10 protein-coding genes are annotated in these 12541 nt (G+C 57.1%); 4 read left to right on the forward strand and 6 right to left on the reverse strand.

Features of this window, described 5'->3' with window-relative positions:
• Positions 1–18 precede the first annotated feature (18 nt).
• Genes lolE through lolC form a run of 3 tightly spaced genes read right to left on the reverse strand, consistent with a single transcriptional unit; the run spans position 19 to position 3156 of the window.
• Positions 19–1263, reverse strand: coding sequence for a lipoprotein-releasing ABC transporter permease subunit LolE (gene lolE / locus ACOTXI_RS00755; protein WP_046091778.1), 1245 nt, complete (start codon positions 1261–1263; stop codon positions 19–21).
• A complete protein-coding gene (lolD, locus tag ACOTXI_RS00760) occupies positions 1263–1964 on the reverse strand; it encodes a lipoprotein-releasing ABC transporter ATP-binding protein LolD (RefSeq protein ID WP_058654582.1) in 702 nt (233 codons plus the stop codon). Before lolD ends, lolE begins: the two co-directional genes overlap by 1 nt.
• Entirely contained in the window at positions 1957–3156 is a 1200-nt protein-coding gene (lolC, locus tag ACOTXI_RS00765; RefSeq protein WP_032637640.1) for a lipoprotein-releasing ABC transporter permease subunit LolC, read from the reverse strand. Before lolC ends, lolD begins: the two co-directional genes overlap by 8 nt.
• Positions 3157–3412: 256 nt before the next feature.
• Between lolC and ACOTXI_RS00770 the strand changes: the two genes are divergently transcribed.
• The 3 genes from ACOTXI_RS00770 (at position 3413) to ldtC (ending at position 9192) form a co-directional block, all read left to right on the forward strand.
• Complete coding sequence (locus ACOTXI_RS00770; RefSeq protein ID WP_058654583.1) at positions 3413–4486, forward strand: acyltransferase family protein; 1074 nt, start codon at positions 3413–3415, stop codon at positions 4484–4486.
• A gap of 148 nt (positions 4487–4634) precedes the next feature.
• Positions 4635–8081: a transcription-repair coupling factor gene (gene mfd, locus ACOTXI_RS00775; protein WP_058654584.1), complete on the forward strand. Its 3447-nt coding sequence runs from the start codon at positions 4635–4637 to the stop codon at positions 8079–8081.
• A gap of 145 nt (positions 8082–8226) precedes the next feature.
• Positions 8227–9192 (forward strand): L,D-transpeptidase LdtC, encoded by a 966-nt coding sequence (gene ldtC / locus ACOTXI_RS00780; RefSeq protein ID WP_058654585.1) that lies wholly within the window; start codon positions 8227–8229, stop codon positions 9190–9192.
• A 74-nt stretch (positions 9193–9266) separates the two neighbouring features.
• On the opposite strand, the gene bhsA is transcribed toward ldtC, so the two are convergent.
• On the reverse strand, positions 9267–9524 hold the full coding sequence (bhsA, locus tag ACOTXI_RS00785; RefSeq protein WP_023616599.1) for a multiple stress resistance protein BhsA: 258 nt from the start codon (positions 9522–9524) through the stop codon (positions 9267–9269).
• A 244-nt stretch (positions 9525–9768) separates the two neighbouring features.
• On the opposite strand from bhsA, the gene comR reads away from it, so the two are divergent.
• A complete protein-coding gene (gene comR, locus ACOTXI_RS00790; RefSeq protein ID WP_032651337.1) occupies positions 9769–10404 on the forward strand; it encodes a TetR family copper-responsive transcriptional repressor ComR in 636 nt (211 codons plus the stop codon).
• Between the two features lie 58 nt (positions 10405–10462).
• On the opposite strand, the gene ACOTXI_RS00795 is transcribed toward comR, so the two are convergent.
• Positions 10463–11002 (reverse strand): glycine zipper 2TM domain-containing protein, encoded by a 540-nt coding sequence (locus tag ACOTXI_RS00795; RefSeq protein ID WP_008500779.1) that lies wholly within the window; start codon positions 11000–11002, stop codon positions 10463–10465.
• Between the two features lie 193 nt (positions 11003–11195).
• Entirely contained in the window at positions 11196–12500 is a 1305-nt protein-coding gene (locus tag ACOTXI_RS00800) for an NAD(P)/FAD-dependent oxidoreductase (protein WP_008500780.1), read from the reverse strand.
• Between the last annotated feature and the right edge of the window lie 41 nt (positions 12501–12541).

The following is a 12541-nucleotide window of genomic DNA, read 5'->3' on the forward strand; positions in this document are numbered from 1 at the left end:
CGCTAGATCGTGACGTAATTACTGGCCACTTAATACCCTCGCCGGATCAATTCGGCTTGCGCGACGCGCCGGATACCAGCTTGCCAGCAGACTCAGTAAAAGTGCTGTAAGCAGCACATAAAAAACATCCAGCCAGTGCAGTTCAGACGGCAGGAAGTCAATAAAATAGATATCACCCGACAGGAACTGGTGACCAATAAGCTTTTCAATGCCGTTGATAATCGGCGTTAGCTGCAGGGAAACCACCACGCCAATCACCACGCCGCACAGGCTGCCGAACAGACCCGCCAGCAAACCGTACCAGACGAAAATGGCGCGAATAAGACCGTCTTTTGCCCCAAGAGTACGCAGCACGGCGATGTCGCCGCTCTTGTCTTTGACCGCCATCACCAGCGTCGAGACGATATTAAAGCACGCGACACCGATCACCAGCACCATCGCCAGATACATAATGGCGCGGATCATCTGGATATCACGGTACATATAGCCGTAAGTGCCGATCCAGCTTTTGATGTAGACATAGTTATTGGTCACGCTGCCCGCGTCGCGCACCAGTTTGTTAGCGTTAAAGACGTCGTTCACCTTAATGGCAATGCCCGTCACGCTGTCGCCCATGTCGAGATACTGGCGTGCATCCTCCATCGGCACCATCGCAAAGCTGTGGTCAAGCTGACCGCTCAGCTGAAGAATACCGGTAACGTGCAGGCGCACGCGCTTTGGCTGCTGCAGTTTGTGATCGGCGCTGGCATTCGGGATCATGATTGACACCCAGTCGCCCTGCTTCACCTTCAGGGCATCAGCAACGCCTTTACCCATGATGATCTGCTGCTCGCCCGCCTTGAAGTTGGCCCACGCGCCGTTCTGCACGTAGTTCGGCAGCGCGCTGAGGCGCGCTTCCTGCGCCGGGTTCACCCCTTTCACCTGAATGGCGCGCAGGTTTACCCCGCTCTCCACCAGCCCGGTAAAGTTAATGTAGGGCGCAGCCGCGGCGATGCCCGGCACTTTTTCAACTTTGGTGAGCGCATCGCTCCAGTTCGTCCACGGCTGGTTAACCGGTTCGATCTCCCCGTGCGGCACCACCGCCAGAATGCGGTTATTCAGCTCGCGCTCGAAACCGTTCATGGCGCTCAGGCCGACAATCAGCACCGCCACACCCAGCGCAATACCGATGGTCGAGATAACGGAGATCAGCGACACCATGCCGCCGCGACGGCGGCCGCGGCTAAAACGTAAACCGATGAGTAACGATAACGGTGACGCCATTACTCTGCTCCCATCAGGGTCAGTTCCGCGTTCAGATGGCCGTCGCGCATCTCAAGCTGGCGCCCCATGCGTTTTGCCAGCTGCAGATCGTGGGTCACCACCAGAAACGCGGTGCCCTGCGAGGCGTTCAGCTCGCCCAGAAGCTGGAAAATACTGTCCGCGTTGCGCGCGTCCAGGTTACCGGTAGGCTCATCCGCCAGCACCAGACGCGGGTTGTTGACCAGCGCACGGGCAATCGCCACGCGCTGACGCTCGCCGCCGGACAGCTCCGACGGACGGTGGTTTCCGCGATGGCCCAGCCCTACCGCTTTCAGCATGTCGCTGGCGCGGGCGTTAATCTCTGCCGGTTTCTTTTTGCCAATCAGCAGCGGCATCTCCACGTTTTCCAGCGCCGTGAAGTCAGGCAGCAGGTGGTGGAACTGGTAGATAAAGCCCAGCTCGCGGTTGCGCAGCTCGGCCTTCGCCGCCGAGGACATTTTGCTCATCGGCTGGCCGGAGAAAATCACGTCGCCGTTGGTTGGGGTATCCAGCCCGCCCAGCAGATGTAATAAGGTACTTTTACCCGAGCCGGAGCTGCCGACAATCGCCATCATCTCGCCTTCGCCCACGCTAAAGCTCACATTGTGCAGCACGTCGGTTTGCACAGTGCCTTCCTGATAGCGTTTGGACAGGTTGTCGCATTGCAACAGGATCTTATTCATAACGTAAAGCCTCAGCGGGTTGAGTGGCGGCAGCGCGCCAGGAAGGATAAAGCGTAGAAAGCAGCGCAATGGCCATCGCGGCCAGCGCGATACCGACCACCTGCAGCGGCTCGATGGCCACCGGCAGCGCCGCGCCGTCAAGCAGCGCACCGATGATCGGCATTAAATTGTTGAGCTGGCTGGCAAGCAGCGCACCCAGCACCGCCCCGAGCAGCGCGCCGATGATACCGGCGCTGGCCCCCTGCACCATAAACACGGCCATGATCTGCCGCGGCGTCAGCCCCTGGGTTTGCAGGATAGCGACCTCGCCCTGCTTCTCCATCACCATCAGCCCCAGCGAGGTGATGATGTTAAAAGCAGCCACGGCGACGATCAGGCTCAGCAGCAGCCCCATCATGTTTTTCTCCATCCGCACGGCCTGGAACAGCTCGCCTTTACGCTCGCGCCAGTCCTGCCATTTGGTGCCGTCCGGCAGTTTTTGCTGGCTGAGGGTATCGACCTTCAGCGGCGCGTCGAGCCACAGGCGCCAGCCGGTGATATTGCCGGCCGGGTAGCGCATCAGGCGTGACGCGTCCTGAATGTTAACCAGCATCTGGTAACCATCGACTTCACTGTTGGCGGCAAAGGTCCCAACCACGGTAAACAGGCGCTGGCTTGGCAGGCGCCCCATCGGCGTAAACTGGCTGGCTGAAGGCACCATCACGCGCAGCTGGTCGCCGCGGTTGACGCCAAGCTGACCGGCAAGCTGCTCACCCAGAATCACGTTGTATTTCCCGGCTTCCAGATCGGTCTGCTTCACGTTAACGAGATACGGCGTCAGCGGATCTTTTTGTGCCGGATCGATACCCAGCATCACGCCGACCGCCACGCTGCGGGCGCTTTGCAGCACCACGTCACCGGTGGTCAACGGCGCAACGCGCGTGACGCCCTGTAACTTCGCCGCGCTTTCCGGCAGCTGCTGTGGGTTAACCGAACCGTGAGTGGATGAGAGTACGGCCTGCGGCATCAGCCCCAGGATGTTGTTTTGCAGCTCGCGCTCGAAGCCATTCATGACGGAAAGCACCGTCACCAGTGCCATCACGCCAAGCGTAATGCCAATAGTCGAAAGCCAGGAGACAAAGCGACCGAAGCGGTCCGCGGCGCGCCCACGCATGTAGCGTAAGCCTATGAAGAGTGCGACAGGTTGATACATGAAGTCCGTCTGTTTGCTGATAGCAGACCCACGAGTATATAAGCGAATCCGTTAAGCGTAAATGACTGAAACCGTAAGCTTTGGTAATCATTTTTCCAAAAAATTCAGATAAATCAGGATACTAATATCTGAAACCGCCCCTCGCAACCTCCACCTTTTCCGAAAAACCTCCTGATACAGACTGTTACCCATTACAGCCCGGTTTCGTTTAACAACAATTGCTCGTTCGTCTATGGCAATAAGGTAGTTGCGAACAATGAAGCAAAAAGCATTATGGATTAACCAGATAAAAGGGCTGTGTATCTGCCTGGTGGTTATCTACCATTCGGTTATCACGTTTTATCCGCACCTGATCGGGCTGCAACACCCGCTCTCCGGCCTTCTCGCCAAATGCTGGGTCTATTTTAATCTCTACCTCGCCCCCTTCCGTATGCCGGTCTTTTTCTTTATCTCCGGCTATCTGATCCGTCGTTATATTGATGAGGTGGACTGGCGAACCAGCCTCGACAAGCGAATCTGGAGCATTGTCTGGGTCCTGGCGCTGTGGGGGATTCTGCAATGGCAGGCGCTGACCCACCTGAATGCCTGGCTGGCCCCCGATCGTGAGCTTGCCACCTCATCGAACGCGGCCTACGCCGATTCCCTCTGGGGATTTGTGCGAGGCATGCTCACCGCCAGCACCAGTCTGTGGTATCTGTATGCCCTGGTTGTGTACTTCACGCTGTGTAAACTGCTGAGCCGCTGGAAGCTGCCGATGCTGGGGCTGCTGGCGCTGGCAAGCATCGCGATCAACTTCCTGCCGCTGCCGTGGTGGGGAATGAACAGCGTGGTACGCAACATGATCTACTACAGCCTCGGGGCGTGGTATGGCGCTGAGCTGATGACATGGATGAAAAATCTAAACCTGCGCCGCACCTGGCTGGCAACGGGCGCTTTCGCCGCCGTCTCCGTGGTGCTGTGGTTTGCTAACGTTCCGCTGCAGCTCTCCTTGCTGTCGATTGTGCTGATCATGAAGCTGTTCTACAGCGTTGAGCAGCGCTATGCCGTTCACCCTGACAACCTGCTGAACGTGATTGGCTCCAATACCATTGCGATTTATACCACCCACCGCATCCTCATTGAGGCCTTTAGCCTGTTCCTGATTGGCGAGATGAATGCCGCTTACTGGCCGGTCTGGGCTGAACTCACCTTAATTCTGGTCTACCCGTTTGCCAGCCTGCTTATCTGTACCCTGGCCGGGCTGGGGGTGCGTAAACTCTCCACCGCGCTGTTCGGGGACATTTTCTTTTCTCCGCCTTCGACGCTTACGCTCTCGCCGACCACTCGTTAATGCCCTCTCCGCCCCCTTTCGGGGGCGTATAACCCCGCCGTGCGGTTACGATTTGCTTATGTAAAACGATCGAGGATAATAAAGACATTGCGTATCAGTGATATGCCCCAATACTGTTGGTATATCCATAAGAGACTCTGACATAGCCATGCCTGAACACTATCGTTATTCCTTGCCTGTCAAAGCGGGCGACCAGCGCCAGCTGGGTGAACTCACGGGCGCAGCGTGCGCCACGCTGGTGGCGGAAATTGCTGAGCGTCATCCTGGCCCGGTGATCCTGGTTGCCCCGGATATGCAAAACGCCCTGCGCCTGCACGATGAAATTCGCCAGTTCACCGATAATCTGGTGTTCAGCCTGGCCGACTGGGAAACGCTGCCCTATGACAGCTTCTCTCCGCACCAGGAGATCATCTCCTCGCGCCTGTCGACGCTGTATCAACTCCCGACCATGCAGCGCGGCGTGCTGATTGTGCCGGTAAACACCCTGATGCAGCGTGTCTGTCCGCACAGCTATCTGCACGGTCACGCGCTGGTAATGAAAAAAGGCCAGCGCCTGTCCCGTGATGCCCTGCGGGCGCAGCTTGACGGCGCCGGGTATCGCCACGTCGATCAGGTGATGGAGCACGGGGAATATGCGACCCGAGGCGCGCTGCTCGACCTTTACCCGATGGGCAGCGACCAGCCGTATCGTCTGGACTTTTTCGATGATGAAATCGACAGCCTGCGCGTCTTCGACGCCGACACGCAGCGCACGCTGGAGGAAGTGGAGTCCATCAATTTACTGCCCGCACATGAGTTCCCGACGGACAAAACCGCTATCGAACTGTTCCGCAGCCAGTGGCGCGATAAGTTCGAGGTGAAGCGCGACGCGGAACATATTTATCAACAGGTCAGCAAAGGCACGCTGCCTGCCGGGATCGAATACTGGCAGCCGCTGTTCTTCAGCGAGCCGCTCCCTGCCCTGTTCAGCTACTTCCCGGCGAATACCCTGATTGTTAACACCGGGGATATCGACGCCAGCGCCAGCCGCTTTGAAAGCGAAACCCGCGCTCGCTTCGAAAACCGGGGCGTTGACCCGATGCGTCCGCTGCTGCCGCCGGAGGCGTTGTGGCTGCGTACCGACGAGCTCAACGCCGAGCTGAAGCGCTGGCCGCGCATGCAGCTGAAAACCGATTCGCTTGCCAATAAGGCCGCTAACACCAACCTCGCCTTCCGGACGCTGCCGGACCTGGCCGTCCAGGCGCAGCAGAAATCCCCGCTGGATAATCTGCGCAAGTTCCTGGAGTCCTTTACCGGCCCGGTGGTGTTCTCCGTTGAGAGTGAAGGCCGTCGCGAAGCGTTAGGTGAGCTGCTGGGACGCATTAAGGTGGCGCCGAAGCGCATCCTGCGCCTGAGCGAAGCGACCGGAAACGGCCGTTACCTGATGATTGGCGCCGCCGAGCATGGGTTCATCGACACGCTCAACAACCTGGCGCTGATTTGCGAAAGCGACCTGCTGGGCGAGCGCGTCGCGCGCCGTCGTCAGGACAGCCGTCGAACCATCAACCCGGACACGCTGATCCGCAACCTGGCCGAACTGCATCCGGGCCAGCCGATTGTGCACCTGGAGCATGGCGTTGGACGCTATCAGGGGATGACCACGCTGGAAGCGGGCGGCATTAAAGGTGAATACCTGATGCTGACCTACGCGAACGACGCCAAACTGTATGTCCCGGTGTCGTCCCTGCATCTGATCAGCCGCTACGCGGGCGGTGCCGAAGAGAACGCGCCGCTGCACAAGCTGGGCGGCGACGCCTGGGCGCGCGCGCGCCAGAAGGCCGCGGAAAAAGTGCGTGACGTGGCCGCCGAGCTGCTGGATATCTACGCCCAGCGCGCGGCCAAAGAGGGCTTCGCCTTTAAGCATGATAAGGAACAGTATCAGCTGTTCTGCGACAGCTTCCCGTTTGAAACCACGCCGGATCAGGCTCAGGCTATTAACGCCGTGCTGAGCGACATGTGCCAGCCGCTGGCGATGGACCGTTTAGTGTGCGGCGACGTCGGCTTCGGCAAAACCGAAGTGGCGATGCGCGCCGCCTTCCTTGCGGTGGAAAACAACAAGCAGGTGGCGGTGCTGGTGCCAACCACCCTGCTCGCTCAACAGCATTTCGACAACTTCCGCGACCGCTTCGCCAACTGGCCGGTACGCATCGAGATGCTGTCGCGTTTTCGCAGCACCAAAGAGCAGACGCAGATCCTGGAGCAGGCCAGCGAAGGCAAGATCGATATTCTGATCGGCACCCATAAGCTCCTGCAAAGCGACGTGAAGTGGAAAGATTTGGGGCTGCTGATCGTCGACGAAGAGCACCGCTTCGGGGTGCGTCATAAGGAACGCATCAAAGCGATGCGCGCCGACGTCGATATCCTGACCCTGACCGCGACGCCAATCCCGAGAACCCTGAACATGGCGATGAGCGGCATGCGCGATCTGTCGATTATTGCCACGCCGCCGGCGCGCCGTCTGGCGGTAAAAACCTTCGTCCGCGAATACGATAATCTGGTGGTGCGTGAGGCCATTCTGCGTGAAGTGCTGCGCGGGGGTCAGGTCTATTACCTGTACAACGACGTGGAAAACATCCAGAAAGCCGCCGACAGGCTGGCGGAGCTGGTGCCGGAGGCGCGCATCGCTATCGGTCACGGGCAGATGCGCGAGCGCGAGCTGGAACGGGTGATGAACGACTTCCACCATCAGCGCTTTAACGTGCTGGTGTGCACCACCATCATCGAAACCGGGATCGACATTCCGACGGCGAACACCATCATCATTGAACGTGCGGATCACTTTGGCCTGGCGCAGCTTCACCAGCTGCGCGGGCGCGTCGGGCGTTCGCACCATCAGGCCTACGCCTGGCTGTTGACGCCGCACCCGAAAGCGATGACCACCGACGCGCAGAAGCGTCTGGAAGCCATCGCCTCGCTGGAAGACCTCGGCGCAGGCTTCGCGCTGGCCACGCACGATCTCGAGATCCGCGGTGCCGGTGAACTGCTGGGTGAGGACCAGAGCGGCTCGATGGAGACCATCGGCTTCTCGCTCTATATGGAACTGCTGGAAAACGCGGTTGATGCCCTGAAGGCCGGGCGCGAGCCGTCGCTGGAAGATCTCACCAGCCAGCAGACCGAGGTCGAGTTGCGTATGCCTTCCCTGCTGCCGGATGATTTCATTCCAGATGTAAATACCCGACTGTCGTTCTACAAGCGCATCGCCAGCGCGAAGACGGAAAGCGAGCTGGAAGAGATTAAGGTTGAGCTGATCGACCGCTTTGGTCTGCTGCCCGATGCGGCGCGAAATCTGCTGGATATCGCTCGCCTGCGCCAGCAGGCGCAGAAGCTGGGCATTCGCAAGCTTGAAGGCAACGAAAAAGGCGGCGTGATTGAGTTCGCCGAGAAGAACCACGTCAACCCGATGTGGCTCATCGGTCTGCTGCAAAAACAGCCGCAGCATTTCCGTCTGGATGGCCCAACGCGTCTGAAATTTACCCAGGAGCTGACGGAGCGCAAAACCCGCATGGACTGGGTGCGTAGCTTTATGCTCCAGCTGGAAGAGAACGCGATCGCCTGACCTCCCTTCACCCCGTTAGCCCAGCGCTAACGGGGGACAATTTACAAACTCTTTGCACTTCACCCGATCTTCCCGACACACCCATTCGCCATAATTATCTTTAACGCTTTATAAAACAATAACCTTATCATTTATATGGACTATAGTGATGATCTCTTCGCGTATGACTCGCTGGTTAACCCTGTTTGCGCTGGCAGCCACCGTTGCGGTTGCACTTCCCGCTCGCGCAAATACCTGGCCCCTTCCTCCGCCCGGCAGCAAGGTGGTGGGGGAAAACCGCTTTCATGTGGTTGAAAATAATGGCGGTTCGCTGGAAGCCATTGCCAAAAAATATAACGTTGGTTTTCTGGCCCTGCTGCAGGCGAACCCTGGCGTCGACCCCTACGTCCCGCGCGCGGGCAGCGTATTGACTATCCCGTTACAGACTATCCTGCCGGACGCTCCGCGTGAGGGGATCGTCATAAATCTGGCTGAGCTGCGTCTGTACTATTACCCGCCGGGTAAAAATGAGGTGACCGTCTACCCGATTGGTATTGGTCAGCTGGGCGGCGACACCCTGACGCCGACGATGGTCACCACCGTCTCGGATAAACGCGCGAATCCAACCTGGACACCAACGGCCAATATTCGTGCCCGTTATAAAGCTCAGGGCATCGATCTTCCAGCCGTGGTGCCAGCAGGCCCGGATAACCCGATGGGTCACCACGCGATCCGTCTGGCGGCCTACGGCGGCGTTTACCTGCTGCACGGAACGAATGCGGACTTTGGCATCGGCATGCGCGTCAGCTCCGGCTGCATTCGTCTGCGCGATGACGATATCAAAACGCTGTTTAAAGTCGTTACGCCGGGTACCAAAGTCAATATTATCAATACGCCGATCAAGGTTTCTGAGGAGCCGGGCGGCGTGCGGCTGGTTGAAATTCATCAGCCGCTATCGAAAAACATTGGCGATGACCCGCAGACGCTGCCCATTAACCTGAATGCCGCGATGGTAAGCTTTAAAACGAATGCGAATACCAACAGCGAGGTGATGGAGCGCGCAATGGAGGCCCGCTCAGGTATGCCGACCGACGTCACCCGGCATCACGATGTCATCCAGCAATCGATGTAAATCATAAATAAAAAACGCCCTGCTAAGCAGGGCGTTTTTTATTGCAGTGGCATAAATGAGGGTTTATGCCCGGCTTATTTGTAGATGACGGCGGTGCCGTGCAGGGTGTTAGGACCGGTCACAGAGGTGATGCGGTAAGATTTTGCACCCATCTCTTGCGCTTTTTGCGCCAGCTGATCTTCCAGTGAACCCAGGTTAGTCCCGGCAGAGGCAGAGATCGTGCCGACTTTATGCTGATCGGCTGGAGTGGACTGTACCTGTACAGCCGCAAAGCTTGCGAAAGAGAGTGAACTCAGGACAGCAGCAGCGATGAGGGTTTTTACGTTTTTCATGATGTTTACCTTTAGCAGATGAATTAGGAGGTCGCTAGCTATTTAGTTAACGATCGATAGGTAAATAATAAATGTGATCCATCTCACACGTCAACATAATTTTATAATGGTCGTTAACTTAATTTTAAAGTCGTTATTTTTCATACTCATATGATTAATTTATTTTTAAGCATTCAGCGCTGGTGGTGACTTGGGTTTATTTTTATAATGGTCATTCAACAAACCAACAGAGGACCAACGGCACATGACAACCGACGTCACGAGTTGTGCAAAGAAAAGCCGTGGCCGACCAAAAGTGTTTGACAGGGATGCAGCGCTTGATAAGGCCATGACTCTCTTCTGGCAACATGGGTATGAAGCAACCTCACTTTCCGATCTGGTAGAAGCCACCGGCGCCAAAGCGCCGACGCTCTATGCCGAATTTACCAATAAAGAGGGGCTGTTCAGGGCAGTGCTGGACAGATACATTTCGCGCTTTGCGGCGAAACACGAAGCCCAGCTGTTTTGTGAAGAGAAAAGCGTCGAACAGGCGCTTCGGGATTACTTTACCGCCGTCGCGACCTGCTTCACCAGTAAGGACACGCCTGCGGGCTGCTTTATGATTAACACCTCTGCCACCCTGGCGGCGTCCTCGAAAGAGATTGCCAATACGGTGAAATCGCGTCATGCCATGCAGGAGGAGACGCTGAGCGCCTTTCTGGCTCAGCGGCAGCAGCGCGGTGAAATCCCTGCACAGTGCAACCCTCAGCTGCTGGCGCAATACCTGAGCTGTATTTTGCAGGGGATGTCGATCAGCGCCCGTGAAGGGGCAACGCTGGAAAAACTGCAGAAGATTAGCGACACCACGCTGCGGCTGTGGCCTGAGCTACTCAAAATCTGAAGCAAAAAAAGCTCCTCAGCCTGAGCGCATGAGGAGCTAAATTCAGAGAACATCTTTTTTACACTTTGTTATTCAGAACCAGCTGGCCATTTCCATCGAGCGGAATTTGCGTGCCCGGGTCTTTATCCATGCGGATTTTGCCCTGCTGATCGCCAATTTTGTACGTCACGTCATAACCCAGCATTTTTTCCGACTTGTCATAGACGGTTTTGCAGCGTTGCTGAGTCGTGGTGTAGGTATCGTTATCCTGCATCGCGCCCTGCACCTGGTTACCGGCATAGCCGCCACCCAGCGCGCCGACCACGGTCGCCACATCTTTACCCCGGCCGCCGCCAAACTGGTGACCAATCACGCCACCCGCTACCGCACCCAGAACAGAACCGGCGATACGGTTTTCATCCTGCACCGGACGACGATGCGTCACGGAGACGTTACGGCACTCCTGACGAGGCGTTTTTACCGTTTCTTTAATCGGTGTAGCAGAAACCACCTGCGCATACTGCGGGCCGCGGTCTAATACGTTGAGACTGGCAACGGCAGCCACACCTAACGCAGCCGCGACGCCAATCCCTATACCCGCCAACATTGATTTATTCACGGGACTTCCTCCTTTGTTGCTATTGGTAACAATTTTGCAATGGAGGCACGGCTTCGCCAATCAGATAAAGGATCAAAAAAGGGGCATAGCGAGGAGATATATTCTATTTAGGAGAACTCTTAAGCAGTCAAACTGTGATCTGCAGCATGAAATGCTAAAAACTCCCTCCGGAGAGCCCGGAGGGAGTGAAAGATTAGTGCAGCTTCAGACGCGGACGGATCACGCGGTTGATTCTGCCCACCAGCATCATCAGCCCGGTTTTGAAGTAGCCGTGCAGCGCAATCTGGTGCATACGGTACAGGGAGATGTACACGAAGCGGGCAATGCGCCCTTCTACCATCATCGAGCCCCGCATCAGGTTGCCCATCAGGCTGCCGACGGTTGAGAAGTTTGACAGAGACACCAGAGAACCGTGGTCTTTGTAAACATAGGCCTTCATTGGCTTGCCTTTGTACTGCGCCAGAATGTTGTGCAGGACCAGGCTTGCCATCTGGTGTGCAGCCTGGGCGCGCGGCGGCACAAATCCACCTTCAGGACGGGCGCAGGAGGCGCAGTCACCGATAGCAAAGATTTCAGGGTCACGGGTGGTTTGCAGCGTTGGCTCCGTGACCAGCTGATTAATGCGGTTGGTTTCCAGGCCGCCGATATCTTTCATAAAGTCAGGCGCTTTGATACCTGCCGCCCAGACCATCAGATCCGCTTTGATATACTCGCCGTCTTTGGTGTGCAGGCCGCCTTCGTCGGCGCTGGTCACCATGGTCTGCGTCAGCACCCGCACGCCCAGCTTGGTGAGTTCATTGTGCGCCGCACCGGAAATACGCGGAGGCAGCGCAGGCAGAATGCGTTCACCGGCTTCAACCAGCGTGACGTTCAGCGCTTCGTTCGTTAACCCTTTGTAACCGTAGCTGTGCAGCTGCTTCACCGCATTGTGCAGCTCAGCGGACAGCTCAACGCCCGTCGCACCGCCGCCGACAATGGCGATATTGACCTTACCGTTCGCACCCATATTGCTGGTGTACTTCAGGAACAGGTTCAGCATTTCCTGATGGAAACGACGCGCCTGGTGCGGGTTATCGAGGAAGATACAGTGCTCTTTCACGCCCGGCGTGTTGAAGTCGTTGGAGGTACTGCCCAGCGCCATGACCAGGGTATCGTACGGCAGCTTGCGCTCAGGAACCAACAGCTCCCCTTTTTCATCACGCAGTTCTGCCAGAGTGATGGTTTTGCTTTCACGGTTGATGTCCACCACCGAGCCCAGCTGGAACTGGAAATGGTGGTTGCGCGCGTGTGCCAGATAGCTGAGCGCGTCCACGCCCTCGTCCAGAGAGCCGGTCGCCACTTCGTGCAGCAGCGGTTTCCACAGGTGGCTGTGGTTACGATCCACCAGCGTGATTTTGGCTTTTTTACCGCGCCCCAGCTTCTTACCCAACTGTGTCGCCAGCTCCAGCCCGCCAGCACCACCGCCTACAATCACTATCTTTTTCAATGGCGTAGTCAACGTGACCCCCTCAAATTATTAACCAATTGTTAATTAAAAGT

This window comes from Enterobacter cloacae complex sp. BZL2005 (genome assembly GCF_049238885.1).
Taxonomy (GTDB): Bacteria; Pseudomonadota; Gammaproteobacteria; order Enterobacterales; family Enterobacteriaceae; genus Enterobacter; species Enterobacter roggenkampii.

Bases quoted from the DNA above. Each gene is read 5' to 3' on its own strand.
- lolE (WP_046091778.1), bottom strand. From the start codon at position 1,263: ATGGCGTCACCGTTATCGTTACTCATCGGTTTACGTTTTAGCCGCGGC.
- lolD (WP_058654582.1), bottom strand. From the start codon at position 1,964: ATGAATAAGATCCTGTTGCAATGCGACAACCTGTCCAAACGCTATCAG.
- lolC (WP_032637640.1), bottom strand. From the start codon at position 3,156: ATGTATCAACCTGTCGCACTCTTCATAGGCTTACGCTACATGCGTGGG.
- ACOTXI_RS00770 (WP_058654583.1), top strand. From the start codon at position 3,413: ATGAAGCAAAAAGCATTATGGATTAACCAGATAAAAGGGCTGTGTATC.
- mfd (WP_058654584.1), top strand. From the start codon at position 4,635: ATGCCTGAACACTATCGTTATTCCTTGCCTGTCAAAGCGGGCGACCAG.
- bhsA (WP_023616599.1), bottom strand. From the start codon at position 9,524: ATGAAAAACGTAAAAACCCTCATCGCTGCTGCTGTCCTGAGTTCACTC.
- comR (WP_032651337.1), top strand. From the start codon at position 9,769: ATGACAACCGACGTCACGAGTTGTGCAAAGAAAAGCCGTGGCCGACCA.